The sequence below is a fragment of the Xanthomonas arboricola genome, from assembly GCF_002940665.1.
Taxonomy (GTDB): domain Bacteria; phylum Pseudomonadota; class Gammaproteobacteria; order Xanthomonadales; family Xanthomonadaceae; genus Xanthomonas; species Xanthomonas arboricola_B.
Genome location: NZ_MIGY01000002.1, coordinates 1,446,680 through 1,472,782 on the forward strand (window position 1 = coordinate 1,446,680; position 26,103 = coordinate 1,472,782).

General features: G+C 63.9%; 20 protein-coding genes. 11 read left to right on the top strand and 9 right to left on the bottom strand.

All coding sequences use genetic code 11. The annotated features are described in order from the left end of the window. Positions 1-9: 9 nt before the first annotated feature. Positions 10-636, bottom strand: coding sequence for a DUF47 domain-containing protein (locus XarjCFBP7645_RS13425; protein ID WP_104537828.1), 627 nt, complete (start codon positions 634-636; stop codon positions 10-12). A 274-nt stretch (positions 637-910) separates the two neighbouring features. Between XarjCFBP7645_RS13425 and XarjCFBP7645_RS13435 the strand changes: the two genes are divergently transcribed. Further along, positions 911-2,251 carry a hemolysin family protein gene (locus tag XarjCFBP7645_RS13435; protein ID WP_104537829.1) on the top strand — a complete coding sequence of 447 codons (1,341 nt, stop codon included), beginning with the start codon at positions 911-913 and terminating at the stop codon, positions 2,249-2,251. Further along, positions 2,235-2,906: an exopolysaccharide biosynthesis protein gene (locus tag XarjCFBP7645_RS13440; protein ID WP_181126324.1), complete on the top strand. Its 672-nt coding sequence runs from the start codon at positions 2,235-2,237 to the stop codon at positions 2,904-2,906. The genes XarjCFBP7645_RS13435 and XarjCFBP7645_RS13440 overlap by 17 nt, the downstream gene beginning before the upstream one ends. A 31-nt stretch (positions 2,907-2,937) precedes the next feature. On the opposite strand, the gene XarjCFBP7645_RS13445 is transcribed toward XarjCFBP7645_RS13440, so the two are convergent. From XarjCFBP7645_RS13445 to XarjCFBP7645_RS13460, 4 genes are all read right to left on the bottom strand, one after another. After that, positions 2,938-3,438: a pyridoxamine 5'-phosphate oxidase family protein gene (locus XarjCFBP7645_RS13445; RefSeq protein ID WP_104537831.1), complete on the bottom strand. Its 501-nt coding sequence runs from the start codon at positions 3,436-3,438 to the stop codon at positions 2,938-2,940. Positions 3,439-3,498: 60 nt separating this feature from the next. Then, complete coding sequence (locus XarjCFBP7645_RS13450; protein WP_104537832.1) at positions 3,499-4,500, bottom strand: LLM class flavin-dependent oxidoreductase; 1,002 nt, start codon at positions 4,498-4,500, stop codon at positions 3,499-3,501. A gap of 335 nt (positions 4,501-4,835) precedes the next feature. Continuing rightward, positions 4,836-6,908: an ATP-binding protein gene (locus tag XarjCFBP7645_RS13455; RefSeq protein WP_104537833.1), complete on the bottom strand. Its 2,073-nt coding sequence runs from the start codon at positions 6,906-6,908 to the stop codon at positions 4,836-4,838. Beyond that, a complete protein-coding gene (locus tag XarjCFBP7645_RS13460) occupies positions 6,895-8,409 on the bottom strand; it encodes an ATPase domain-containing protein (RefSeq protein ID WP_104537834.1) in 1,515 nt (504 codons plus the stop codon). The genes XarjCFBP7645_RS13455 and XarjCFBP7645_RS13460 overlap by 14 nt, the downstream gene beginning before the upstream one ends. 237 nt (positions 8,410-8,646) lie before the next feature. On the opposite strand from XarjCFBP7645_RS13460, the gene XarjCFBP7645_RS13465 reads away from it, so the two are divergent. Further along, positions 8,647-8,991, top strand: a complete 345-nt coding sequence (locus XarjCFBP7645_RS13465; protein ID WP_104537950.1) for a response regulator — start codon at positions 8,647-8,649, stop codon at positions 8,989-8,991. A gap of 39 nt (positions 8,992-9,030) precedes the next feature. On the opposite strand, the gene XarjCFBP7645_RS13470 is transcribed toward XarjCFBP7645_RS13465, so the two are convergent. Continuing rightward, positions 9,031-11,889 (bottom strand): hybrid sensor histidine kinase/response regulator, encoded by a 2,859-nt coding sequence (locus XarjCFBP7645_RS13470; protein WP_104537835.1) that lies wholly within the window; start codon positions 11,887-11,889, stop codon positions 9,031-9,033. Positions 11,890-12,305: 416 nt separating this feature from the next. Here XarjCFBP7645_RS13470 and XarjCFBP7645_RS13475 point away from each other — a divergent pair, with 416 nt between their 5' ends. The 6 genes from XarjCFBP7645_RS13475 (at position 12,306) to XarjCFBP7645_RS13500 (ending at position 19,141) form a co-directional block, all read left to right on the top strand. After that, positions 12,306-12,770, top strand: coding sequence for a MarR family winged helix-turn-helix transcriptional regulator (locus XarjCFBP7645_RS13475; protein WP_104537951.1), 465 nt, complete (start codon positions 12,306-12,308; stop codon positions 12,768-12,770). A 36-nt stretch (positions 12,771-12,806) separates the two neighbouring features. After that, on the top strand, positions 12,807-13,991 hold the full coding sequence (locus tag XarjCFBP7645_RS13480; protein ID WP_104537836.1) for an FAD-dependent monooxygenase: 1,185 nt from the start codon (positions 12,807-12,809) through the stop codon (positions 13,989-13,991). Positions 13,992-14,408: 417 nt separating this feature from the next. Then, complete coding sequence (locus XarjCFBP7645_RS13485; protein WP_104537837.1) at positions 14,409-16,520, top strand: methyl-accepting chemotaxis protein; 2,112 nt, start codon at positions 14,409-14,411, stop codon at positions 16,518-16,520. Positions 16,521-16,899: 379 nt separating this feature from the next. After that, positions 16,900-17,316, top strand: coding sequence for a hypothetical protein (locus XarjCFBP7645_RS13490; protein WP_104537838.1), 417 nt, complete (start codon positions 16,900-16,902; stop codon positions 17,314-17,316). A 778-nt stretch (positions 17,317-18,094) separates the two neighbouring features. Continuing rightward, entirely contained in the window at positions 18,095-18,646 is a 552-nt protein-coding gene (locus tag XarjCFBP7645_RS13495) for a CPBP family intramembrane glutamic endopeptidase (RefSeq protein WP_181126340.1), read from the top strand. Positions 18,647-18,766: 120 nt separating this feature from the next. Beyond that, positions 18,767-19,141, top strand: coding sequence for a nuclear transport factor 2 family protein (locus XarjCFBP7645_RS13500; RefSeq protein WP_104537839.1), 375 nt, complete (start codon positions 18,767-18,769; stop codon positions 19,139-19,141). A 136-nt stretch (positions 19,142-19,277) separates the two neighbouring features. On the opposite strand, the gene XarjCFBP7645_RS13505 is transcribed toward XarjCFBP7645_RS13500, so the two are convergent. Further along, a complete protein-coding gene (locus tag XarjCFBP7645_RS13505) occupies positions 19,278-21,071 on the bottom strand; it encodes a methyl-accepting chemotaxis protein (RefSeq protein WP_104537840.1) in 1,794 nt (597 codons plus the stop codon). A 309-nt stretch (positions 21,072-21,380) separates the two neighbouring features. Next, positions 21,381-22,646 carry a catalase family protein gene (locus XarjCFBP7645_RS13510; protein WP_258079557.1) on the bottom strand — a complete coding sequence of 422 codons (1,266 nt, stop codon included), beginning with the start codon at positions 22,644-22,646 and terminating at the stop codon, positions 21,381-21,383. A 635-nt stretch (positions 22,647-23,281) separates the two neighbouring features. Between XarjCFBP7645_RS13510 and XarjCFBP7645_RS13520 the strand changes: the two genes are divergently transcribed. Further along, positions 23,282-23,650 (top strand): hypothetical protein, encoded by a 369-nt coding sequence (locus tag XarjCFBP7645_RS13520; protein ID WP_055844487.1) that lies wholly within the window; start codon positions 23,282-23,284, stop codon positions 23,648-23,650. Positions 23,651-23,695: 45 nt separating this feature from the next. Here the strand turns inward: XarjCFBP7645_RS13520 and mobQ are convergent, their stop codons facing one another. Continuing rightward, positions 23,696-25,294 carry a MobQ family relaxase gene (gene mobQ / locus XarjCFBP7645_RS13525; protein ID WP_104537842.1) on the bottom strand — a complete coding sequence of 533 codons (1,599 nt, stop codon included), beginning with the start codon at positions 25,292-25,294 and terminating at the stop codon, positions 23,696-23,698. Between the two features lie 258 nt (positions 25,295-25,552). On the opposite strand from mobQ, the gene XarjCFBP7645_RS13530 reads away from it, so the two are divergent. Beyond that, positions 25,553-25,879, top strand: coding sequence for a conjugal transfer protein TraD (locus XarjCFBP7645_RS13530; protein ID WP_104537843.1), 327 nt, complete (start codon positions 25,553-25,555; stop codon positions 25,877-25,879). Positions 25,880-26,103 lie beyond the last annotated feature (224 nt).

Genomic DNA, 26,103 nt, shown 5'->3' on the forward strand with positions numbered 1-26,103 from the left:
GCGGCGACCTCAGCTGTTCTTCAATACGATCTGGTACACCACCACCCCTGCCTCGCGGCAACGGTCGATGGCCTTTTCCAGAATCTCGAAGAATTCCTTGAGCAGGAACATCTGCAGCGTGTCCAGGCGGCCGGAGTAGATGTCGCGATACAGCTCGAGCATCAGCCGGTCGGCTTCGTTTTCCAGCATGCGCAGCTTGTCGTTGAGCGCGGTCATGCGATCGATGTTCATCTGCGGCAGGTCGGTCACCATCTCCACCACCACGACGGCAGCCTGTTCCAGCATCGCCGCGCGCGGGGCGAAGTCGATGTGCTCCAGATGCTTGGTGGCCAGCGAGTACCGGTCGGCAAACTTCTCGACCTGCTTGGGAATCTTGTACAGCGCCGAGCCCAGCGCTTCGATGTCCTCGCGCTCGATCGGGGTCATGAAGCTGTCCACCAGCGCCTGGCCGATCTTGTCCGAGGCGGCGCGCTCGCGCAGGCGGGCCAGCTTGAAGGCGTCCAGCGCGGGTTGGCGGTCGGACGTGCGCATCATGGCGTGCAAGGCCTTGGTGCTGTCGTAGGCGGCCTGCGCCGCTTCGTTCAGAAGCGCATAGAACTGCTTGCCGGAACCGAAGATGGTCTGCAACGAGAACATGGGTGGAGAACTTCCTGCCGTCGAGGGAGAGACGGACGCCGAGCGCGAATTATGACCGTTCCATGACCTGTCTGGGTATCTCGGTCGCGCAAGCGGCCTTCACATGGGCATTTCCCGGTTCGAACCACCCTGTGGTTTGCTAACATGCTCCCGCGCCTTCGGGTGCACCCTATGGAAGACGACCCTATATTCCCCCGTTGCCGCCCCGCCGTTGCGCGCGCCGGCCAACCCAGTGCTCGCCCGCCCTCCCCTTCACTGACCGGGGAAGACGCCCGTGGTTGAGTTTCTGATCGTCATTGCGCTGATCTTGTTGAACGGCTTCTTCGCGATGTCGGAAATGTCCCTGATGACCTCGCGCAAGAGCCGCCTGAAGCAGATGGCCGGCTCCAGCAAGCGTGCCGCGCGCGCACTTGCGCTGGCCGAAAGCCCGGAAAACTTCCTGTCCACGGTGCAGATCGGCATCACCCTGATCGGCATCCTGACCGGCGTGTTCGGTGGCGAGGCGATCGGCGAGGCCATCAGCAGCTGGCTGCAGGGGCTGTTCCCGGCACTGTCGGCCTCGTTCGAACTGGTCGGCAAGCCGCGCCCGTATTCGGTGGTGATCGGCAGCACGCTGGCGGTGGCCCTGATCACCTTCCTGACGCTGATCTTCGGCGAGCTGGTGCCCAAGCGGCTGGCGTTGCGCAACTCCGAGGACATCGCCGGGGTGGTCGCAGTGCCGATGGCCTGGCTGGCCAAGATCGCCGCGCCCGGCGTGTGGGTGCTGGCGCGCTCGACCCGGCTGGTGCTGCGCATGCTCGGCATGGGCAAGGACGAATCGGCATCGGTGACCGAAGAGGAGATCCGCATGCTGGTGGCCGAAAGCCACGAGGCCGGCGTGATCGATGCGCACGAGCGCGACATGATGAATCGCGTGATGCGGCTGGGCGACCGCACCGCCGACAGCCTGATGACGCCGCGCAACCGCATCGCCTGGCTGGATGCCAATGCCGAGCCCGAACGCAATCTGCTGGTGATGCGCGAACACGAATTCTCGCGCTACCCGGTCTACCGCGGCAGCGACCAGGACATCGCCGGCGTGCTGGAGGTCAAGTCGCTGGTCACGCGCATGGACGGACACGGCGCGCATCTGTTCCAGGCCCTGCGCGACACCTTGTTCGTGTCCGAATCCACGCATGCGATGAAGCTGCTGGAGATCTTCCGCGAAGAACAGCAGTCGATGGCGCTGGTAGTGGACGAATACGGCGAAATCCGTGGGCTGGTGACCATCAGCGACCTGATGGGCGCGGTGGTCGGCCGCTTGCAGGCGGTGGAAAACACCGACGAGGATGCGCTGGTGGTCACGCGCGGCGACGGCTCGCTGTTGATCGACGGCTCGCTGCCGGTGGAAGAACTGCGCGAGGTGCTGGGCGCCGAACTGCCGGAAGCCGACGAAGGCGACTACCACACCCTCGCCGGCCTGTGCATCTACTACTTCGGCCGCATCCCGCAGGCCGGCGAATTCTTCGATTGGGCTGGCTGGCGCATCGAGATCGTCGATCTGGATGGCGCGCGCGTGGACAAGCTGCTGCTGAGCCGCGTCGGCGACGAGGGCAGCGATGACATCGTCGGATAACGGCGTACCGCCATCGGATGGAGCGGACGGCGCGCAGATGCGCTATCGCAACGAAGGCATCCGCAGCCTGCTGGCGGCCTTCAGCGAGGGCGATCGGGAGCATGTGCTGCGGGTGCGCGAGATTCTGGCCGATCTGCAGCAGAGCGCGTTCGGGGTGTTTCTGTTCCTGGCGATCCTGCCGTCGTTCATTCCCATCCCTGGCGTGGCTGGCGGTATCAGCGGCCCGCTGACGGTGCTGATCGGATTGCAGATGGTGTGCTGCCTGCGCAAGCCGTGGGTGCCGCGTTTCATCGGTGAGCGCGGGCCGCGCCGCAGCACCGGCCAGCGTTTCGTCGCGCGACTTGCGCCGACGCTGCAACGCCTGGACCGGCTGCTCAAGCCACGCCTGCACGGCATGCTGGACCGGATTCCGGCGCAGATGTTCACCGGCGTGCTGCTGGTGCTGGTCGGCATCTTGCTGACGCTGCCGATTCCGTTCACCAATTACATCTTCGGGCTGATCCTGCTGCTGTTTGCGCTGGCCCTGCTCGAGCGCGACGGCGCATTGCTGCTGGTGGGCTGGGCCGCTGCGCTGATCTCGGTGGCGGTGTTCGGCGTCACCTCGGACCAGTTGCTGGAGCTGATCCGCGGTTGGTGGCCGGCCGCCTGGCGCTGAGCGCGCGACGACCGGCGCACCTGGAGCGCGCTTACTTCAGATCGACCACGCGGTTGTCCGACAGGCTGCCGGTATCGTCGGTCACGGCCGCCATCACGAAATACAGCGCCTTGCCCAGCAGCCCGCTCGGGCCATCCCAGTACTCGGCCGATTCGGCGCGCACATGGATCAGACGCAGGTTCGGGTCGTCCTTGCCACCCGGGAAAAACACCTTCATCGCCGGCGACCACAGCTGCTCGATCTTGGCGCGGTCATCGACCAGGCGTGCGGTACCGGCAACCGACACGTAGCTGTTCTTCGAGGCCGAGGCATAGGCCACGTTGACGCGCGGGTCGGCGGCGATTTCGGCCACCTTCGGGCTGTCGGCGGCGGTGGCGAACCACAGGTCGCCATCGAATTCGACTTCCTGCGTGCCCAACGGCCGGCTCACCAACTTGCCGTCGGCCGACACGGTCGTGAACATCGCGATGTCCACGCCGCGGATCAATTCCGCCAACTGCTTGATGCTCTCGCTGCGTTCCTGAAATTGCATGCTGGTGTTCCCAATGGAGGTGCACGCATCTGAGCCGATCGCCGCGCAAAGCGACGTGAATCACGCAGGGCTCACGTCCAGCTCGCGGCAAGCCAGTGCGGCGATTTCGAACGAACGCAAACGCGCAGCATGGTCGTAGATATTGGCGGTGAACAGCAGCTCGTCCGGCGTGTGGCGCTCGATGAACTTGGCCACGCCCTGCGCGATCTGCCCGGCATCGCCCAGTACCGTGCACGCCAACGCACGCTCGACACCGTCACGCTCGTGCGGCTGCCAGAAGCTGTCGATGTCGTCGACCGGCGCGGGAATCTTGCCGGGCTTGCCGCGACGCAGGTTGACGAAGCTCTGCTGCTGGGTGGTGAACAGGCGGCGTGCCTGCGCTTCGGTCTCCGCGGCCACCACATTCAGGGCCAGCATCACATGCGGCCTGGCCAACTGCGCGGACGGGCGGAATTCGCGGCGGTAGATCGCCACCGCCTCGTCCATCGCATCGGGCGCGAAATGCGAGGCGAACGCGAACGACAAGCCCATCGCCGCGGCCAGCCGCGCACTGAACAGGCTGGAACCCAGCAGCCACACCGGCACGTCGAGGCCGCCCCCCGGCACCGCCTGCACCAGTTGCCCCGGCACCACCGGCGCGAAGTAGCGCAACAGCTCGGCCACGTCCTGCGGGAAATGGTCGGCGCTGTCGAAATAGCGGCGCAGGGCGCGCGCGGTCGGCTGGTCGGTGCCGGGCGCGCGGCCCAGGCCCAGGTCGATGCGCTGCGGATACAACGAGGCCAACGTGCCGAACTGTTCGGCCACCTGCAGCGGCGCATGGTTGGGCAGCATGATGCCGCCGGCGCCGACGCGGATGGTCTTCGTGCCGCCGGCGACATGGCCGATCAACACTGCGGTGGCGGCGCTGGCGATGCCCGGCATGTTGTGGTGCTCGGCCAGCCAGTAACGCTGGTAGCCCCAGCGCTCGGCGTGCTGGGCCAGATCGAGCATGTTGGCGAAGGCGTGGGTGGTGTCGCTGCCTTCGCAGACCGGCGCCAGGTCGAGCACGGAAATGGGCGTCATCGGATGACTCCGGGGAATGAGTGATGTGCAACAGATGGGGCTGGCCAGGCGGCTTTGCCACCTGCCGAGGTGGCGCTGGGGGGGATTACAGCATTTCAGTGGCCGAACAGCGCGCGGCGTCGCTTGACTCCGTTTCCGGCCCACCGCACGGTGCTGCGCGGATCGAGCGACTTCCGGCCGGTGCCGCAGTGACGGCAGATCCGCCTGCCTGCGCAGGACGGATGCCTGTGGGTTGTTCGACCTGTCCCGGCCCCCTGCACCGGCTCCGGGCCGATCGGTGACGGTATCGCGGCCGCGCCATGATGGTGACCGGCGCCATCGATCGCGCAATCCGATCAGGCCGACGGTCCCAGCACCTCGTGCAGCTTTCCGCTGAACTCGCCCAGCGTAAACGGCTTGGCGATCATGCTCATGCCTTCGGCAAGAAACTCGCCGCGATCGCGCGCGGTTTCCGCATAGCCGGTCATGAAGATCACCGGCAGATCGCGCCGCGACTGCCGCGCGATCTCTGCCAACTGGCGCCCGTTGAGTCCGGGCAGGCCGACATCGGTCACCAGCAGATCGATCCGCCGTTGCGAGGCCAGGATCGGCAGCGCCGCATCGGCGTCGGCCACCACATCGGCTTCATAACCCAACTCGTTGAGCAGTTCGGTCACCAGCAGCCGCACCTGCTCGTCGTCTTCCACCACCAGCACCTGCTGGCCGCGCCCGGCGACCACCGCGCCGGCTTGCGGTTGCGGCGCCAGCGCTTGCGGATGGAGACCGGCAGGCAGGTACAGGCTCACCGTGGTGCCCTTCCCCAACTCGGACTCCACCCACACCTGCCCGTTGGACTGTTGCATGAAGCCGTAGATCATCGACATGCCCAGGCCGGTGCCCTGCCCGATCGGCTTGGTGGTGTAGAACGGTTCGAACACACGCTCCAGCACATCGGCCGGCATGCCGACGCCGCTGTCTGTCACCGACACCACCGCGTAACTGCCCGGTGCCAGCGTCACCCCGCGCCCGAGCTCCAGCGGCTGCCCTTCGACCTGCAACTGCCGGGTGGCGATGCGCAACTGCCCGCCAGCGGGCATCGCATCGCGGGCATTGATCGCCAGATTGAGCAGCGCGCTTTCCAGCTGGTTTTCGTCGACATACGCCTGCGGCAGGTCGGCCTGCAGGTCGGTTTCCAGATGCACCGATTCGCCCAGCGTGCGCGCCAGCAGTTCCTGCAGCGATACCACCAGATCGTTCAGATGCAGATGCCGCGCTTCCAGCGACTGCCGGCGCGAGAACGCCAGCAGCCGCTGCGTCAGTGCGGCCGCGCGCAAGGCCGATGCCGACGCCACATCCAGAAAGCGGCCCAGCCCCTCGGTGCGGCCTTGATCGATGCGCAGGCGCGCCAGGTCCAGCGCCGACAGGATCCCGGTCAGCATGTTGTTGAAGTCGTGTGCGATGCCGCCGGTCAGCTGGCCCACCGCTTCCATTTTCTGCGCCTGGCGCAACGCCGCTTCGCTGGACTCGCGTGCCAGCATCTGCTGCTGCAGCTCGGCGGTGCGCTCGGCCACCTTGACCTCGAGCAGGCTGGCTTGCTGCTGGATCGACTCCAGCGCAAGCGCACGCGCGGTGATGTCGGTGGCAAACACATGAAAGCCGTCCACCTTGCCGTCCGCAGCCAGGCGCGGCATATAGCGGATCTCCGCATCGCGCCGACGCCCGTCGGCGTGCGGCCAGCTGGCCTCCACCGTCAATGCCTGCCCGGCCAGTGCGGCTTCGATCCAGGCGCGACGCTCCTGCACCACCGCAGGTCCGACCACGTCCACCAACGGACGCCCTATCACATCGGCAGGCGGGATGCCGATCCAGTCTTCATACGACCGGTTGGCAAACCGGTACACCAGGTTCTTGTCGATGAAGGCAATCAGCACCGGCAGTGCGTCGGTGACGCGGCGCAGCTCGGCCTCGCTCGACATCAACGCCGCCTTGTTTTCGGCCAACTGCGCCATCTGGTCGCGGATCACGAACTGCTTCTGTCGCGATCGCAATGCGGTGGAAATCGCGCTCAGCAATGAAGACGAACTCAGCGGCCGTTCCAGCTCGATGACGTTGGTGACTTCCGGCGGCAGCGTGGCCTGACGCCCACGATGAGTGCCGCGCGGCGCACGCAGCAGCACGAACGGAATATCCGACCATGCGGCCTGACTCTGCAGGACGTGCGAGAGCTGCTGCAGATCGCCGCCGACCGCCTCTTCGGTCAACACCACCACGCCAGAGGCATCGAGCAGGTCGTCCGCCAGCGCAACCAGCGAGCCGTACACCCGGCGCGTCAGCCCGCGCTGACCGACGATCCCGGCAATGCTCTCCGCATCGCGGCCGAATGGCGCGATGATGTGGACGATGGATCCATCCGGATCACAGGTAGTCAAGTGGACGATCCAGCAACGGCGTATCGTCCCCAACGAAATGCGGAGTACCGGTCAGCACGCCGTGGAATTTCTCCAGCGGCTCGCTCAGGTGGATACCGCTCGTCCCGATGCGCAACTCGCGGATCGAATCCTCATGCGCGCCACTGCGGTTCTTGATCACCGACAAGGCCTTGCGGATGCGCCCTTGCGCTTCGAAGAAGCGGAACAGGATGACGGTATCGGCCATGTAGGAGATGTTGAGGTTGCCGGTGGACATCGTGCCGACCAGGCCGTGCTGCGGATTGACCAGGAATGTGGTTACACCGCTCTGGTTGAGGTACGACAACAACTCGTGCATCTGCAGCATCAGCTGTTTTTCCTGCGGCATCGAGGTGAGATAGCCGTTGAGGCTATCGATCACCAGCACGCGGCAGTCGCGCTGTTCCACACTGGCGCGCACCGCCCAGGCAAATTCGCCCGGGGTCAGCTCGGCCGGATCCATCTGATGCAATTCCAGCAGACCCGCGTCCAGATACTTGCGCAGGTCCATGCCCAGGCTCTCGGCTCGCGTCAGCAAGGTACCGGTGCGCTCGTCGAACTCCAGGATGCAGCAATGCTCGCCGCGCTCGCAGGCGGCGGCCACGTACTGCAGCGCGATGTTGGTCTTGCCGGAACCGGCAGGCCCGGTCAGCAGCGTGCTGGTACCGCGCAGCGGCCCGCCGTGCAACAGCGCATCGACACGCTCCACGCCACTGGACACCAGATCGCCAACGAACGGCACATGGTGATCGGAGGCGATCAGGCGCGGAAAGATCCGCATGCCGCCGGTGGTGATGGTGATGTCGTGGTAGCCAGCGATGAAATCCACGCCGCGCAGTTTCTGCACCTGCATGCGCCGACGCGCCGCACCGAAATCCAACGTCATGCGTTCCAGCGAAATCACCCCATGGCACAGACTGTGCAGATGCGCATCGCGTTGGCCGTTCTCGCCGGTGAGGTCGTCTACCAGAAACAAGGTGATGTTGCGCGGCGCAAAGAACTGCTTGAGCGCCAGCACCTGGCGCCGATAGCGCAGCGAGTCCTGTGCCAGCAGGCGCAACTCGGACAACGAGTCGAATACCACCCGTGTCGGCTTGACCCGATCGACCTCTGCCTGGATCAGCTTGATGGTGCCATCCAGCTCCGTTTCCCACGGATGCAGAATGGACTGCTGGCGTCCATCGCCCAGGAACGCTTCGGCCGATGCCAGCTCGAAGATATGCAGCGCATCCAACGACCAGTCATGCGACGCAGCCACTTCGGTGAGCTCGTCGATGGTCTCCGACAAGGTCACGTACAGACAACTCTCGTCCTTGGCAGCGCCATCGAGCAGGAACTGCAGTGCCATGGTGGTCTTGCCCGAGCCGGGCTGGCCCTCCAGCAAGTACAGGCGGTTGGCCGGCAGGCCGCCGCGCAGAATGGTGTCAAGCCCTGTCGTACCAGTCGTAATGCGGTTTGCGATCATCGGCTTCAGATTTCCCATAGGCTTAAATTTATCACGGGCGCGTGATCGACCGCTGCGCGCCACTGAATGGATCAGATTGCTTGGCGCGGCTTGAGCGCTGGCGATACCGCCATGGTGCCGTGACCTGCGCCGCGCTTGATGCCGGTTGCGACACGTTCGTCACGCGCCCAGGCCTAGCGTTGCACCTGAAGTGCATCGCATGGTTGCGATCGCTCGAGGACAGCGGTGAATCACGCATCATGCAGCGCCCGTATCCTGTTGGTCGAAGACGACGATGCCATTCGTGCGCTGACCGCAGATATCCTGAGTGACGAGGGCTATCGGGTCACCGCTTCTTCCGACGCCGAGCAGGCACTGGAGCAGCTCAACCATGCGCGTCCGTTCGATCTGCTGCTCTCGGACATCTGCCTGCCTGGCATGAACGGGCGCGACCTGGCAGACAACGCGCGCCGCCTGTACCCCGCCTTGCCTGTCGTGTTCATGACCGGCTACGCCGGTTCCATCGCCAAGCGCGCGGATTTTCTGGATACCGGCATGCGGCTGCTGACCAAGCCGTTTTCATTGCGCGACCTGTTGGGCATCGTGCAAACCGCGCTGTAGGCAAGCCGTCCGGGTTGTCGCCACGCCTGCATGCACGCTTCAGGGCGATCCGCGCTCCAGCAATTGCGCCACGCGGCGTTCCAGGTCCACCGCCAGAAACGGCTTGGTCAGCACCTCCATGCCCTCCTCCAGCTGCCCCGCGCCCACTGCCGCCGTTGCCGCGTAGCCGGTGACGAACAGCACCGGCAGCGTCGGTCGGTGCTGTCGCCCCGCGTCGGCAACCTGACGCCCGTTCAATCCGCCGGTCAGCCCGACGTCGGTCACCAGCAGATCGATCGTCTCCTGCGAGCGCAGGCGCTCCACCGCCGCGCTACCTTCTGCCGTCTCGATGACGCGGTAACCCGCTTCGCTCAGCACCTCGGACATCAGCACGCGGATCGGGGTTTCATCTTCCACCAGCAGCACCGTGCAACGCTGCGCCACCGAGCGCAGCGGTTGCTCGGTCGCCGGCACCACCTCATCGTGCGCCAGCACGCCATTGAAGCGCGGCAGGTACAACGCCATCGTGGTGCCGACGCCCACCTCCGAATCGATCCGCACGTGGCCGCCGGACTGGCGGGTGAACCCGTAGATCATCGACAGCCCCAGACCGGTGCCCTGCCCGATCGGCTTGGTGGTGAAGAACGGCTCGAACACCTTGGACATCACGTCGGCGCTCATGCCGGTGCCGGTGTCCTGCACGCTCAGGCATACGTACTCGCCGATCGGCAGCTCCAGCTGCTGAGCGGCGCCGGCCTCCAGCAAACGGTTGGCGACAGCGATGGTGAGCTCGCCGCCATCGGGCATCGCATCGCGCGCGTTGATGCACAGGTTCAATAGCGCGTTTTCCAGCTGTGGCGCATCCACCAGCACTTTCCAGGCGTCGGTTGCAGGACGCAGCCGCAACGCAATCGAGGGGCCCAGCGTGCGCGCGATGATGTCATGCATGCCCTGCACCAGTGCCTGCACCTCCAGCGCGGTGGGCGCCAGGGTCTGCCGGCGCGAAAACGCCAGCAGTCGCTGGGTCAACGCGGTGGCGCGCGCGGCGCTGGATTGCGCCATCTCCACATAGCGCTCCAGACGATCGTACTTGCCCTGCTCGATTCGCGCCTGCAGCAGCTCCAGGCCGACGCTGATCGCCGTCAGCAGGTTGTTGAAGTCGTGCGCCAACCCGCCGGTCAGCTGACCGACCGCCTCCATCTTCTGACTCTGGCGCAGCTTTTCCTCGGCCAGCAGCAGCGCCGCGCTGCGTTCGCGCACGCGCTCTTCCAGCGTTTCGGTCAACTGACGCAGCTGCTGTTCGGCCAGCCGCTTGTCGGTGATGTCGGCAGCGGTGCCGAACCACTCCACGATCTGCTCGCGCTCGTCCAGCAAGGGGATCGCGCGCATCAGGGTCCACCCCACCTGCTGATTGGCATCCAGCACGCGATACTCCACATCCAGCCCGGTCTTGTTGATGATCGAATGCGCAATGGCTTCGGACAGCCGCGCACGATCGTCCGGGTGCACCATCTCCTGCTGCCAGTTCAAGCTTGCCGAGAGCGCATCGCTCAGCGCCCCCTCGCCAACCAGTTGGCGAAGCTCGCGCCAGTCGGCGGTGGCCGAAAAGATCGATTGCGAGGATGCACGCACCAGCGCATCCAGCCGGCGCTCGCTCGCGCGCAGGGCTTCGCTGGCCAGCCGCTCGGCGGTACGGTCGCGCAACACCTTGACAAAGCCGATAGCCGCGCCGGTTTCTTCACGTAGCACCATCAGCGAACCGTTCGCCCAGAACCGCTGGCCGGACTTGCGCACGTGCCAGCGCTCGTCCATGCCGCTACCGCTTTCCAGCGCCGCCGCTGCCTCGATCAGGATCTGCCGGCGCTCCACATCCTCTGGGGTAAAGGTGCGCTCCAGCGTCTGGCCCAGCATCTCAGTCTCGCTCCATCCCAGAATGCGCTGTGCACCCTCGTTCCAGGACGTCACCAAGCCGTGCAAATCGGTTGCGATGATCGCGTAGTCCATCACGCTGTCCAGGATCTGCCGGTTGCGCACTTCCGCCTCGCGCACCGCGCGTTCCAGGCCGATGCGGTCGGTTATGTCCAGGCCCTGCACGAAGATGCCGGAAACGGTGCCGTCGGCACCGGCAATCGGCTGATAGACCAGATCCAGCAGGCGCGGCTCCACCGCGCCGCCGGGCTCGGCCTGCACGTTGTAGGCGAGCGCATTGGCCGCATAGGCGCGTCCGGACTGATACACCTCGTCCAGGCGGTGCAGATGCCCCTGCTCGACCATATCCGGCAAGGCTTCGGCCAGCGGCTTGCCGATCACGTCGCGGTGCCCGATCAGGCGCGAATAGCACGGGTTGGCGAACTCCACCCGATGCTGCGGACCGCTGAGGAACGCCATGAACATCGGCGCCTGCTCGAACAACCGGATCAGCCGCTCGTGCTCATCGGCAAGACGGTTTTGCGCCACCTTGCGGTCGGTGACTTCGTTGGTGACGCAGAACGCGCCGCCCACACGCCCATCGTCCAGATAGATCGGCGAGAACGAGAACGTCCACCAGGTGTCTTCCGGCGTGCCATAGCGGTTCATGCCGATCGGCACCTCCTCGAAGCGCGAGGCGCGCCCCGCGAACGCGGCTTCGATCGGCGCACGCACCGCCCCCCATGCATCGGCCCACAACTCCCGCAGCGGCGCGCCCAGCGCATGCGGTTGCCGCGGCCCCAGGATCGGCGCATAGGCATCGTTGTAGAAAAAGGTCAGCGCATCGCCCCACACCACATACATGCTTTCCGGCGAGCTGAGCATCAGGCTGACAGCATTGCGCAGCGGCGACGGCCACTGCGCACTCGGCCCCAGCGGCGTTGCGGCCCAATCGTAGGCGCGCACGGCCTGCGCCATGGCGCTCTCGCCATAAGGAAACGACGCACTCATGCGGCGCCCAGGCGTGCTGCCGTCCAGCGGCAGTCGTCGTATGCGCGGTACGCAACGCGGTGCGCAGCCAGCTTACCAATCACACAAACAAGCATTTTTTCCGAACCATTGAACAAGACTCAAAGGGCCAACGCCGCGCATCGCCGACTGGCAGGACCGGATAGGCCGACATGCCGGCCTGACCTGCAACCAACGCCATCCGGCGTCGCCGTTGGCGCCCTGCACGGCATGCAGCGCCCGCCTAAGTTACAACACTCACGTGACGATGCGTCCCGATTGCGTGCAGGCCCCACCACGGCGCGCGTTGCTGCGCGGCACCCGTCAGATCCCTCGCCGTGGCGCGCAGGCGATGTTCCGTGGTGCGCGTGCCCGGATAAAATCGCAAGATGGCCGAAAGGCGTGGCACGGTGACGCAGATGCAGGATCGCGACGTACTCATTCATCCTCTGGCTGCGGTGGCACCGGGGTATTTGGCCAACCATGCTGCACGGGTCTTCAATCGTCTGGTAGATGCGCAACTGCGACCGCACGGCATGTCGCTGGCCCTGATCGGGCCGGTCATGCTGTTGTCCTGGAAAGGGCCGATGCTGCAACGCGACCTGGTGATCGACTCGGCAGTCAAGCAGCCGGCAATGGTGGCCCTGCTGGACAAGCTGGAGGGCCTGGAGCTGGTCAAGCGCTCGCCGACGCCGCAGGACCGCCGCGCTGCGGTGGTCTCGCTCACACCCCGCGGACGCAAGATCGCCGCCATCGGCGGCCAGATACTGATCGATCTGAATGCCGATGCGCTGAAGGACTTCGCACCCGAGGAAGCACAGCAGACTGTCGCGTTCATGCAGCGCCTGATCGTCAATCTGGAGCAGCGCGACCAGGACATGTAATATCACGCCTGATATTTATTCCTCGGGTGATCCGTCATGTCGCGTCGCATCCTCATCACCGGCGCAAGCGTCGCCGGCAACACCGTGGCTTGGGCGCTCGCCCAGCGGGGATTTGACGTCAGCGTCGTCGAGCAGGCCGCGCAGTTTCGCGATGGCGGGCAGAACATCGACGTGCGCGGCGTCGGCCGCGAGGTCCTGCAGCGAATGGACCTGGAGCAGGCCGCACTCGAGCACGGCACCGGCGAGGAAGGCACCGCCTGGGTCGACGAACACGGCCATGCGGTGGCGACCTTCAAGACCGACGACATCGACGGCGATGGCCCGACCGCAGAACTGGAAATCCTGCGCGGCGACCTCGCCCGCCTGATCTACGATGCCGCCCGCCAGAAAGCCGAGTATCGGTTCGGCGACCGCATCGCCGGCATCGACGACGACGGCGATGCGGCCACCGTCCGCTTCCGCAGCGGACGCCGCGACCGCTTCGATGCCGTCATCGTCGCCGAAGGCGTCGGCTCGGCCACACGCGAGATGCTGTTCCCCGACGAGAACGACCCGCGCTGGATGGATCTGACCATTGCCTACTTCACCATCGCACGCACCGCCGACGATGACCGCCTATGGCGCTGGTATCACACCACCGGCGGGCGCAGCATCTCGCTGCGCCCGGACCAGCACGGCACCACGCGCGCCATGCTGTCGCTGCAGAAGGTTTCCGAGGGCGAGCAGGACTGGGACATGGCAACCCAAAAGGCCTATCTGCGCGAACGCTTCACCGACGCCGGTTGGCAGGCTGCGCGGGTTTTGGACGGCATGGACACCACCGACGATTTCTACTTCGATGCCTTGCGGCAGGTGCGCATGCCGCGCTGGCACGCTGACCGCGTCGTGCTGACCGGCGACGCTGCCTGGTGCGCAACCCCGCTGGCCGGCATCGGCGCCACCCTGGCGGTCACCGGCGGCTACGTGCTGGCCAACGAGATCGCACGCGCGGCGACGCTGGAACAGGCCTTTGCCGCCTACGCCGACGCCATGCGGCCGATGGTGGAACAAGGCCAGGGCGTGCCGAAGATCGGCCCGCGCCTGATGAATCCGCATAGCCGCCTCGGCATCCAGCTGCTGCACGGCGCACTGAAATTCGCCAGCCAACCCAGCATCCAGAACATTGCCGCCAAGCTGATGACGCCGTCGATGAAGGCGCCGGATCTGTCGCGCTATGACTGAAGCGGTCTAGATCGGTGGCGCTGCTGACGTAGCGGCACTCTGTGTCTGTACTACATCGACACCCGCAAGTGGCCGCAGCCCCTCGCAGCGGCCGTCGCAACGACTCGGCGACCCGCCAAGACCGATCCGCCTGTTGCCGACGCCGACCGGCGCTGCAGCACTGCCAGGCGGCCGGGCTTGGCGGCTTGCGACTTCGATCGCCCTGGCCTGGCGGCAGTGCGAAGCCAACCGTAGATGAATCCCACCGTGGCGAGCGGTTTCATTTCTGATGGCGCAGGCCGCTAACGAACACGTCGAGACATCCTTCGTGCAGCGGTCACGCTGCCGACCCCATCGGTGTCCCGGGCGCATCGCCTCCCAGCTGTTGCTGGGACTCTTCCTGCTTTTCCGCTAGCCGGATCACCGATCAAACTCCCTATGCCACTGCTTTCGAATCTGCGCATCGGTCAGCGCCTGGCCCTCGGCTTCCTCGCGATCATTGTCCTGATGGTGATCCTCACCGTCGTCGGCATCCAGCGCGTGCGCAGCATCCACCAGCAGCTCACCGCCATCAACGAAGTCAACAGCGTCAAGCAACGCTACGCGATCAATTTCCGCGGCAGCGTGCACGACCGTGCGATCGCCCTGCGCGATGTCGTGCTGCTGGACGACCCGGCAGAGCGGCACACGGCAGAGCAATCGATCGACAAGCTCGCCGCGGACTACACCCGCTCGGCGCAGCCGCTGGACGACATGATCGCGGCCTCCAAGGACGCCGAAGAAAAGGCCATCCTCCAACGCATCAAGGCCGTCGAACAGCGCACCATGCCGCTGATCGCGCAGGTGCGTGCATTCCGCGATGGCGCCGACAAGCCGCATGCCGAACAACGCCTGCTGCAGCAAGCGCGCCCCGCCTTCGTCGCCTGGCTGGCCAGCATCAACGCGTTCATCGACCTGCAGGAAGCCAAGAACCGCGCGGCCGCCAAAGACGCGGTGACCACCGCGCGTGGCTTTGCCATGCTGATGGTGGTTTCCACCATCATCGCCTTGCTGCTGGGCGCAACCATTGCGTTGTTGCTGACGCGCAGCGTGGTGCTGCCCTTGCGCCAGTCGCTGCGGCTGGCAGAGCGCATCAACGATGGCGATCTGCGCAGCCAGGACCTGCCCACCAGCAAGGACGAATCCGGCCAGCTGCTGCGCGCCATGCAACAGATGCAGCGCCGCCTGCAGGATGTGATCTCCGCCCAGCGCAACATGGCGGCCCGCCACGATGCCGGCGAGATCAGCTATCGCACCGACGCCCGGCAGTTCCCCGGCGAGTACGGGCACATGGTGCAGGACACCAACACACTGGTGCATGCGCATGTGCAGACCCAACTGCGCATCACCGAGGTCATGGGCAGCTATGCGATCGGCGACCTGGCTCCCGAAATCGAACAATATCCCGGCGAAAAAGCCGCCATCACCGCCACCATGCAGCAGGTGAAGCAGAACCTGCAGGCCATCAACGCGCAGATCCAGCAGCTCACCCAGGCTGCGTGCGCCGGCAACTTCGCGCTGCGCGGCCAGCCGGAAAAATTCGAGCACGACTTCCGCCTGATGGTGGAAAACCTCAACACCATGATGGCCACCTCCGACACCAACCTGGCCAGGTTCTCCGACCTGCTGCGCTGCATTGCCGATGGCGACCTGACCGTGCGCATGAGCGGCAACTTCCACGGCGTGTTCGCCTCCATGCGCGACGATGCCAACAGCACCGTGCATCTCCTGACCGACATCGTCACGCATATCCAGACCACCTCCAACAGCATCGGTTTTGCCGCCGAAGACATCGCCAGTGGCAACCAGGAACTGTCCCGCCGCAGCGAACAGCAGGCCGCCAGCCTGGAAGAAACTGCCGCCTCGATGGAAGAGCTGACCTCCACCGTCAAGCAGAATGCCGAGCATGCCGGCCGCGCCAATCAGCTTGCGCTGGGCGCCGCCGCCATCGCCTCGGAAGGACGCGACGTGGTTGGCCAGGTCATCGAACAGATGTCCGGCATCGAGGCCTCGTCCAGGCGTATCGCCGACATCATCTCGGTCATCGACGGCATCGCCTTCCAGACCAACATCCTGGCCCTCAATGCCGCCGTCGAGGCCGCACGCGCCGGCGAACAGGGCCGCGGATTCGCCGTGGTCGCCTCGGAAGTGCGCACCCTTTCGCACCGCTCATCGGACGCCGCCAAGGAGATCAAACGCCTGATCGACGACTCCGTGCAGCGCGTCGCCGACGGTGCAACGCTGGTGCACAAGGCCGGCACCACCATGGGCGAAGTCGTCACCAGCGTCCAGCATGTCACCGACATCATGGGCCACATCTCCGCCGCCTCACAGGAACAGGCCGGCGGCATCGAGCAGGTCAACCTGACCATCGCCCAGATGGACGAAACCACCCAGCAGAACGTCAGCCTGGTCGAAGCCGCGAGCACGGCGGCACGTTCGCTGGAAGCGCATTCGACCCAGCTGACGCGGGCGGTTGAGGTGTTCAAGGTCAATGCGTCGGTGATCTGACTGGCCGGTAGCGCGATCTGCTCGCGGCGAGACGGACCAGGGCTGACTTCGGGCGATCGGTGATGCCAACCTGCGCTGCCCGCCTCCGGATTCCTGCGCGGTTGGTGTGGAAGCCGATGGCGGCAGCGCATCGGCAGTCAGGGCCGAGGTGGATCGGCCACTGATGCGCTCGGTCACGAAAAAATCCCGGTTCCATGGTCATGCATTGTCGTTCCCGGGCGCATTGATCAATTGACGCGCCTGTCGCTGCCAGCTCTCGCGCATGGCTGACACCTGTGCGAACGCATCTTGGCAACGTGACGCTGCATCATACTGATGTGATCGCTACATCCGCGCAGCGCGCTGAGGACATCAGCGACCATCTCCACTACACACGAGCATGACCACCGCCATGGAACGTATCCGCTTCCTCCGCATGCCAGTGCTTGCAACGCTTTTTGTCATCTCGCTTGCCGCGTGTGCGGCGTCTGGCCCCGTCACCAGCCAGCCCATCGAAGGCCCGGTGCGGCTGGGAGAAATCGCAGCGGTCGATGGCCCCAGGGTACGCCCCGACCACGTCATCGAAGACAGCCGTTGCCCATCCGATGTGCAATGTGTGGTGGCCGGCCGATTGATCCTCAGGGCGACCGTGCTCGGCGGCGGCTGGTCCAAACAGGTCGATCTCACCCTTGGCGTTCCGATACCTGTTGCCGATGGCCAATTGACGTTGCTTGCTGCCACGCCCGCACCAGCAAACTCAGCAGCGGCCTATGTAGCCGACATGCGCTTCACCTTCAGTTTTCAGGGTGGCCGCTGATCAAATAATTGCTTCCACTTCAGATCCGAGGCGATGTAGCGCGAGCGCGAGGCCAGCAGCAGAGCATTCTAGGATTGCCCTCTCGCCGGGGCAAAGCAGTGCTCCATTCGATCTGTCCATGCTGCCAGCTGCTCAAACGTGTCAGCCTCGATGGGGCTTGGTCATTGTCGACGACGCTTGCTGCCTGCAGGTCGCTCAACGCATCCACCACCGTTGTCATCCATTGCTCGTTCAACTCTCCCAAATTTTCCAAAACGCCGTGGGAAGCGCCTAGCGCATCCGGATCCACATGCCGTTGGTGGTGCTATGTGCCAGTCGTCGCAAACGCAGCCGAGCTACCAAGTGATGCCGGCTTCAAGCACAGCGTTTGCCTGACAGACGTCAGCAGGCACCGGTAGCCAATGCAGCTTCTGCAACATGGCACCATCGCCTGAAAACATACCTGCACGCTAGACCGCACGCGTCGCCTTTGGCTGGGCCCGATACGACGTCCGGATCATGCTCCAGAGCCTGAAGGAGCTCCTGCCTCCATTCCTCTTCGTACGCGCAGCCTTCGTGCGCGCAGCAATCCATGCCCTCTGGCACAGGACGCTTGTCGCTCCTGTTGCTACCGTTCGAGAACTTACTCAATCCTTCTTCCAGCATGTTTCAACAAGGCTCCCCAAGCGCACATCCCCGCCCGGTCTTTTCTGCAATGGGACATCCTTTGGCACGAATCGCAGCGATCGCGGCCATCCTCGCGCTGGCGCATTACCGCTGGATGCAGTTTCCCTGGCGTATGCCGCTTGTTGGCATTGTAGGTATCGCATTGGTTTGGCTCGAAACGCGCTCGTTGAGCGCCTGCGGGCTCCAACACCGGCCATTGCGCGCCTGGTTCGGCTGGACGCTGCTGCTGCTCGCGCTCGTCGTCGGCTTCGTCAACCCGGTCATGCAGCCGTTGATCGACGCGCTAACCGGGACCAAGGCCGACTACAGCGGCTACGGCGCTCTGCTTGGCAACTTCAACGCTGCCGCCCACCTGGCAGGCGGCGCCTGGCTCAGCGCCGCGCTTGGTGAAGAGCTGGTCTTCCGCGCATTCTTGATGCACCACCTCGATCACCTGCTGGGCCGCCATCGTGGGGGACAGGTGATGGCGGCAGTGGCAGGGGGAGCACTCTTTGGCGTGATGCACCTTACCCAAGGCATCTCGGGGGTGCTGCTGACCGGACTCGTCGGCGCGTTGTTTGGCTACGTCTACCTGCGATCAGGACGCAACCTCCGGGCGATGATCCTGGCGCATGGGTTGATCGATACGTGGGGCATTGCGACGCTATATCTGGGTTGGTACTAGCGGGCACCCACCACGATCCACTTGCTTGGGCACCTAACTGCCAGGAAATCCTTCGCCCGCCATCCGCAGATGCTGTGCGATGGCGACTTGCCCTCCCCTGCATGAGCAGACTGCCCAGACATGACCACCGTTAACGTGCTCTCGATCGTTCAAGCGCAGCTGGACGCCTACAACGTCAAGGATATCGACGCGTTGCTGGCGACCTATGCTGACGATGCCGAGCATTACGCCTTGCACGGACCACAGCTGGCCAAGGGGCATGCCATGCTTCGCGAGCGGTTTCTCACCCGCTTTCAAGAGCCGGACCTGCATGCGCGGCTGTTGTCGCGGACCGTCGTCGGCAACATCGTCGTCGATTCGGAACTCATCACCCGCAGCTTTCCTGACGGGATCAGTCGTCTTGAGATGCTGTGCATCTACGAGGTGGTCGATGGGAAAATCCAGAGAGCCTCATTCGCTACCGGCGCACGCATTGGCGCCACACCGGCTCCATGAAACGTTCCAGCTGATCGGCTCGTGCCGTGCGCCTTTTTCAGCCTGGCCGCGGAAAATGCGATTGAAGGCATTCTGGTTTCCAGTGCACCGCCCCTTGGCATTAGCAAATAACAGGCCAGCGCAGTGGTTGCATGCGTCAAGCAGCCAATGCGAGCTTTGCCTTGCCACCGACGCTGCGTGAACTGTTCGCAACACTCTCCACCAGAGCGCTCGCCTGATCTTCAAGTGCGCGGGCGGACGACGCCATGGTGTCAACGAGAGCGGAATTCTGCTGCGTCGCTGCATCCATCTGCGAGATGGTTTGATTGATCTGCTCGATGCCAGCGCTCTGCTCGTGACTGGCCGCGGCGATGCCACTCATGATGTCGTTGACCTGCTTCACCGAGGAAAGCAACTCTTCCATGGCCTTGCCCGCCACGTTGACCTGCTCCGCCCCCTGACCCACCTTGGCACCCGAATCGGCGATCAGGTCGCGAATCTCCTTGGCGGCCATGGTGCAGCGCTGGGCGAGGCTGCGCACCTCGGAAGCGACGACCGCAAAGCCACGCCCCTGCTCGCCTGCCCGTGCCGCTTCCACGGCCGCATTCAGCGCAAGGATATTGGTTTGAAACGCGATGCCGTCGATGACGGTAATGATTTCGCCGATCTTCCGCGACGACGCCTGGATCGCCGCCATGGTGCTGACGACACCATTGACCAACTCACCGCCGTGCAAGGCGGTCTCTGCGGCCTTGCTCGCCAGGGAATTGGCCTGACGCGCACCCTCAGCGTTCTTGCGAACGATGCTGGTCATCTCCTCCATGGAACTTGCAGTCTCTTCGAGGGCGGCCGCCTGCTGTTCCGTGCGCCGCGACAGGTCGTCGTTGCTGCGCACGATATCGCCTGCCGCAGTGCTGAGCGTGTTCGCCACCTCGCCCAGCTGACGTCCGGCTTCCACGTCCATCAATGCTCCAACTGCGCGCAAAGGCGTGCCATCTGCCGCGCGCTTGGTCAGACCGCGCGCGCGGAACCATCGGTACTGGCCGTTCTTGAGCTGCAGGCGATACTCGATATCGAAGTTGGTGCGGCCGCTGCGATCGTTCAAATGCGCCGCGAATGCGTTGAGAGAACGCTCCTTGTCTTCCGGGTGAAGCCGTGACGCCCAGCTATCGAGCACATTGGGGAACTCCTGCTCGGACTCGAAGCCAAGGAGGTGGCGGAACTGCTGCGACCACCAGAACTCGTTGTTCGGATTGATCGGGTCACCCGCGATCACGCTCATGTCCCACAAGCCATCGCTGAGCATCTGTGAGCCGAGCTCGAAGCGCGTCAGGGTGATGTCGAGGAACTGCTCCCGCTCACGGCGCTCGGTGATGTCGGTGAGCGAACCGGCCACACGCAGCGGCACGCCCTGCGCATCGCGCTCGGTGGTGCCGAAAGCCCGGAACCAGCGGTACTCGCCGGACTTCAGACGCAAGCGGTTTTCGACGTCATAGGGTGTTCGACCACTGCGATCGGCAAGGTGCGCCGCGAAGGCATCTAGCGTCGGCTGCTTGTCATCCGGGTGCAGACACGCGACCCAACTGTCCAGGACATTGGGAAAATCCTGTTCTGAAGCAAAGCCCAGCAGCCGACGCATCTGAGGCGACCACCACACAGGGCTGTCGGGATGACTGGGATCTCCGGCAATCACACCAATATCCCAAAGTCCGTCGGTCGTACCGCTGGCGACCAGCTCGAAGCGGCCCTCCAGATGGCGCAACGCGATCGTCGCGTCTTCCACCTGGGCCCTGGCCAGATCACGCTCCTGCTGAGCCGCACACAAGCGCTCGGCCATCTTCTTGAGAAGCACAGCCGACCCGTTGTTGGGCCATTGCGCACTGCCACCTTTCAACGTGGCATCAACCGCTTTGGTCAGTGCTTCCACCTTGTGGCTGTCGGAGAAAAACATAGCGACCTCTGCTGCTTGCGTTGGGTATGCGTCCCTAGCGGCAACGATCGGCGTTTCTTGATGGCCCTGTCTCTATCTAGCAACCTGCACGCGTCGAGCATTCAGCTGGACACGATCAGCAACACGGGTGCATGGGGATGCCGTCTGTCGCTCCTTTCCAAACGGGGCGGTGTGGCCCTGGCATGCCACACTGGTCGCCACAGTTGCTCGATGATTCATCAGAACCTTCGTCTGGCATCTGCGATCCGGGGGCGCTCCAGCCCCACGGATGCATATGCACTGCATTACACGCTCACGCAGCGAGAACTGCTAGAGGCCGGCTGGCTCGTGGATCGGGCAGCGATTGAACTCGGAGCGGAATCGGCGCGATGCTGCCATCACGATACGGCGCGCCCGGTTGATCGCGCCCAGCGGCCGGTGAGCGGCTAGAGCATGCCACGGCGAGAAGGCGATACGGTCTTCCAACTGCAGCGATTTCTCCCCGTCCCAGCCGGCCTGACGTTCGACGACTACGCGCGCTACCGCCACAAAGGGGCTGATGGATTCGGACCACTCTACCGACGCATCCTCAAGCGGCATCTTTTCCACATCTCGACACAGCTGCACGCGCAGCTCCCACTCGGCCGGGCTGGCCAGGGTGCTGATGGAGTGATGAACGGCCTCACGCTGCGCATCCTGAGAGTCGCCCACTGCCTGACCGTCGAGTTCAATGAGGTTTCTGGACACCGGCGCAAGCGAGAACTTGGCGATGTAGCGCCCGTAGAGGAACGGCACCTGCGAAAAAAACGTCTCGCCCAGCGGATGAATTTGCGGCTGTCCGCCCATCTGCTTGATGCTGCCACTTCCCCCGCCGATCTTTTCAAGGGTGTTCTCGACCCCCCGGAGCACTTTCGAAAGAGCTGCCTTGGCGCGTGGCGCTTTTTCCGTGGTCGTTGCGAGGACGCGGAAATTACGCAGAAACCCATCGGGACCCGGGGTAGTGAACGAAGGGCCATTGACCATCAAGAAATCCTGACTGTGCTTCTCGTCCCCACCCTCGACGCGCTCACCGCTCACACCCAACACCTTCAGCGCCAAGGCACGCGGGGTCGAGACAGCATCGCTCAGTTGCTCTGCAGGTGGCGATGACAGGCGGATGTAGGCAGCGTATTGCCCGGGCTCTGCGAACAGGCCTTGTCGTAGCTCTTCGGGGAGATCGTTGAAGACGGTGAGTCTGGCGGTGAACAGGCCCTGCCCTTTCGCATGGACCGCGCGGTGCGCATGCCCTTCCTTTTCGGCCACGGTCATTGCCATGTCGACGAACAGCGATTCCAGGGAACGAATGGTTTCCTGCTCACTGACGCTGGGCGTTTCCAGATCGGGGCGGTATTCGACGGGCGCGTTCATGAAGTTCCTGGCTTTATGGCTGGTGAAGCCAATGTGCTCCACCTGCTGTTTACGCTCCGTCGAAGCCAAAAAACGGCAACGCTCGATGATGCACAGGCCTGTTCCGCCTGGCCCTTGCAAAGCGCAGTCACCAGTGGGCAGGCGATCCAGCCCACGCCCGGCATTCCGCTCGCCGCCTGAAGAGCACATTTGATAAGCCGGCAATCAAGCACTGCCTGGAGATCGACGGGAACACGATGGCCAAACGACCAACAGCCGGTCTTGGTGCGGCTCGATGATGCGGGATGCGCATGCGCGCGGTTCCTCTGCATGCCTCCTGCTATCCACTCGGCCAGAATCGCCTATCTCAATTTGAATCAACGATTTATGAGCAAGTGGCGGAGAGAGTGGGATCGGATCACCTCCGAATTAACCCATTCAATCCGTTGCAGAAAGCGTGCTCGGCAGGTTTCCTGTCAATGTTTCCTCGATCATAACGCCGGGCCTGACTCGATTGCTAGCGCCCGCTTGCCATCGGCAAGTTGCTGACGCCATTGTCTGTCTGCATAAACTCGGACCTCACAGGCATGAGCAACTCAAACAGCCCGCTTGAAGCACGTGTCGCCGTGTTGGTCGATTACTCCCGTTGCCTCAGCGGACCATGTGCTTCTACAAACGACAAATCGGCGACGCCGACCCAGTTGAAGTCTTTCCTATTCGTCAATTGGCATAACTGCCATCGAATTTCTTCGCGTATTCAAATTTGTGAAATGCAGCCACAAGCGAGCTCTTGCGTAAGCACCGTTTCTTGGTTGGATGAGGGCTTACCCAACACAGGAGCACCCATGCACCACCAAACGCAAATCCAAGTCGCCAGCCGCCTGCTCGGCCACCTCCTCCAGCAACACACCACACGCCTTCCCCCGAACCAAGTCGAGGACATCCAATACGCGCTCGATTTGGCGGCAGAGTTGCTACGGCTCGGCGCGCCAGGGCCGGCCAGTCAAACCCAGGCGTCAGCCATGGCACCTTCTCAACCCATCCTCGTCAAACGAGCGGCCGTGGATCGCAGCGTCGTGCCGACCATGCCTACCTCCATTGAGGAGTGGCGAGAGGCGCGCAAGAAGAAGGACAAGGACAATGTCCCCCGCCCCAAGGAGCCCATTGGGATTGAACGCGCAGACTTGCGCCCTCGCCCTCGCGCCTGCCGCTAGGGCCCAAGGAAGAAAGCCCCGCATCTGCGGGGCTTTCGATATCCATCAGGGCCGCGGCCGGCGGCGTGTTGGTTGCGGCGCTGGCACTGACACTGGCATCGGCGAAGGCTTGGGCATAGCTGGAGTAGCGTTAATCGGCGCAACAGAGCGAGAAACGGAATCGAACTCTGGACTGGCAAGCATCGCCTCGCTCCACTGCTCCACCTGAGCGGCGCGGATCTCAATCTCGTTCTCGTCGTCGTTCCACCGCTGCTCGGAGACCGCTGCCCGGGTTGTCGCCAGTTCGGCTGTGCGCTTTTCCAGGACGGCCAACCGCCGTCCTCGTCGCTTTTCCCATTCTTGAGAGGACCACTCGCCATCGGGGCGAGGATGGTCGCCGTTGAACTGCTCCCATGCTTGCTCAGCCAGGTGGAAGAGCTTCTCGGCACGCCCCAAGGCTCTGGTTCGTTGGGCGAACTTCACCGCGCTGCGCTTGAGGCGGCCCAGTCGTTCAACCAGCCCATCAAGCCCTCGGCGAAGGTCGGCGTTGTCGACAAACGTCGCCGTTTGCGCCGTCCAGTTCCGCAACAGTCGCTGGGTTGCCACCAACACCAGGTCGGACCGAGTCGAGAGGATCTCTGCAAGGTCACGAGCCGCTTCCATGACCAACTCACCGATGGAGCGCATTGGTCGAGGTTCCATCTCTTCTGCAGACCAACCAAGCGCTTCGGACAGGCGCATGCCTCGAAGCCCGTGGATTTCCAATCCAGGCAAAGAGGTCGGGAGATCGTTCCTGGAGCCAGTCCGGCGTCGACGGTCACGCTGCGCCTGGTTATGGCTATGACCATTGGAGCCCGGAACTGCCCTGCCCTCTTGCTCGGCTTGAGCGAGCAACTGTTCAAAGGCTTCCTCGTTCTCTCGAACGATGCGCTCGTTCTCAGCGGCACGGTCGGTCATCACCCCCCTACGAGCCAATGCCGTGGCGGTCTTGCCCATGTGTTTCGTGGGCTGCCGGGACAGCACCATGGCTTCGGCCCAGTCACCGCGAGCCAGAGCATCTTCGGCCTGCACTTCGAGGCGGCGGTGGTCGACCCGAGCATCGATGCCGGCAGCGGCCAAGTGCTCATTGATCGTGGAGGCGAATGTGTGGCGAACCCATTCGATCTCGATCTTCCCAGACGCGCCGCCATCCAACTCCCGCGTCTTCTCGGCAAAGCCGTCGCTGGTCAACCGCCGCGTGGTGGCGAGGAGGTGGACGTGATGGTTCAGGCCGTCACGGGAGCCCGGCGAGTGGATGCTGGCTTGCACAGCAAACCCGTAGCGGGCGACCAGCGCTTGGCCAATGGCCACAGCGAGATCGGACCGTTGTTCGTCATTGAGCTCGTGGGGCAAGGCGACCTCGAACTCGCGGGCCACCACCGAGTTCTTGCGGTTCTCCGCCGCCTCGGCTTTCGGCCAGAGCTCCCCAGGGATCAACGCCCAGTCGGGCGCGTCCTGGGGGACCAGGCAGATGGTCTCCACGACACCACCGCGGCGGCGGTAGTCGTGGCGCTGGCCGGTGAGGTGATCGATAAGAAGCAGGCCAGCCCGATAAGCGGCTGCGGCCACAGCAGAGTCGCCGCGGGAACGACTAAAAACTTTGACGCGAGAGTGGTAGATGGCCATGCAGAGCTCCGGATGAGGTTGCTCTCTTTATGCCGTGGCTTTTGATTTGCGCAAGCGCGGAGCGCTTGGGGGTCCGGGGGCGTAGCACCTGGCGCGCGCTATGTCGCAGACATTGCATCAGTGCGCTCTTGCTTGTTCTTAAAAGCTCTTGTTTTTAAGATCTTTTCAGTTTCGGCGACACGAAAAATTCGGAGCCGCTGGAAACTTGACGGGACGCTTTTGCCTGGTTCACTCAAAGCAGGACTACCGGAGCAACGCATGACCACCACCAATCACTATCACGATCAAATTCAACGCGCCACGGAACGACTGGCTCAACTTCAAGCGAAGGAGCTTTTAGCCAATCAGCGTCATGCAGTGAAAGCGAAGGAAATGAAGCGCCGCGAGGAGAGCAAACGACGCAAGCGGGTGGCAGAGATTGTTTTCCTTGCAGGGGCAGAAGCGCTAGAGGACAACGAGTTGTTAGGCGCATTGCTGGCCCACGTGGAAAATCGAAATGATCACCCAACTCGAGATCACGCTCGTTCGCTTGGGGCGTTGCGGATGACCATCACCAGTGCCGACGAAAGCGCAAGAACGCACTGAGCGTAGTCGCCAGCTCTTCCTATGCGCGCACGCCGCATAGTTGCGGCAGTCCAAAAGTTGAGCTACAACATGTCTGCCAGTGGGGCATCCCCCGGTGTTGTGCCCGCATAGCCTCTAGGCTCCGGGTGCCCGAGGTTCTCCTCTAGCAGGCTGCTGAAATACCGCCCACCTCGATAGACTATTCGGTACGACCCAACGGATGCCCCTTCATGCGCGGAACCGAC

Bases quoted from the DNA above. Each gene is read 5' to 3' on its own strand.
- XarjCFBP7645_RS13505 (WP_104537840.1), bottom strand. From the start codon at position 21,071: ATGTTTTTCTCCGACAGCCACAAGGTGGAAGCACTGACCAAAGCGGTT.
- mobQ (WP_104537842.1), bottom strand. From the start codon at position 25,294: ATGGCCATCTACCACTCTCGCGTCAAAGTTTTTAGTCGTTCCCGCGGC.
- XarjCFBP7645_RS13520 (WP_055844487.1), top strand. From the start codon at position 23,282: ATGCACCACCAAACGCAAATCCAAGTCGCCAGCCGCCTGCTCGGCCAC.
- XarjCFBP7645_RS13425 (WP_104537828.1), bottom strand. From the start codon at position 636: ATGTTCTCGTTGCAGACCATCTTCGGTTCCGGCAAGCAGTTCTATGCG.
- XarjCFBP7645_RS13485 (WP_104537837.1), top strand. From the start codon at position 14,409: ATGCCACTGCTTTCGAATCTGCGCATCGGTCAGCGCCTGGCCCTCGGC.
- XarjCFBP7645_RS13480 (WP_104537836.1), top strand. From the start codon at position 12,807: ATGTCGCGTCGCATCCTCATCACCGGCGCAAGCGTCGCCGGCAACACC.
- XarjCFBP7645_RS13450 (WP_104537832.1), bottom strand. From the start codon at position 4,500: ATGACGCCCATTTCCGTGCTCGACCTGGCGCCGGTCTGCGAAGGCAGC.
- XarjCFBP7645_RS13530 (WP_104537843.1), top strand. From the start codon at position 25,553: ATGACCACCACCAATCACTATCACGATCAAATTCAACGCGCCACGGAA.
- XarjCFBP7645_RS13475 (WP_104537951.1), top strand. From the start codon at position 12,306: ATGCAGGATCGCGACGTACTCATTCATCCTCTGGCTGCGGTGGCACCG.
- XarjCFBP7645_RS13495 (WP_181126340.1), top strand. From the start codon at position 18,095: ATGCCGCTTGTTGGCATTGTAGGTATCGCATTGGTTTGGCTCGAAACG.
- XarjCFBP7645_RS13500 (WP_104537839.1), top strand. From the start codon at position 18,767: ATGACCACCGTTAACGTGCTCTCGATCGTTCAAGCGCAGCTGGACGCC.
- XarjCFBP7645_RS13510 (WP_258079557.1), bottom strand. From the start codon at position 22,646: ATGTGCTCTTCAGGCGGCGAGCGGAATGCCGGGCGTGGGCTGGATCGC.
- XarjCFBP7645_RS13440 (WP_181126324.1), top strand. From the start codon at position 2,235: ATGACATCGTCGGATAACGGCGTACCGCCATCGGATGGAGCGGACGGC.
- XarjCFBP7645_RS13490 (WP_104537838.1), top strand. From the start codon at position 16,900: ATGACCACCGCCATGGAACGTATCCGCTTCCTCCGCATGCCAGTGCTT.
- XarjCFBP7645_RS13460 (WP_104537834.1), bottom strand. From the start codon at position 8,409: ATGGGAAATCTGAAGCCGATGATCGCAAACCGCATTACGACTGGTACG.
- XarjCFBP7645_RS13470 (WP_104537835.1), bottom strand. From the start codon at position 11,889: ATGAGTGCGTCGTTTCCTTATGGCGAGAGCGCCATGGCGCAGGCCGTG.
- XarjCFBP7645_RS13445 (WP_104537831.1), bottom strand. From the start codon at position 3,438: ATGCAATTTCAGGAACGCAGCGAGAGCATCAAGCAGTTGGCGGAATTG.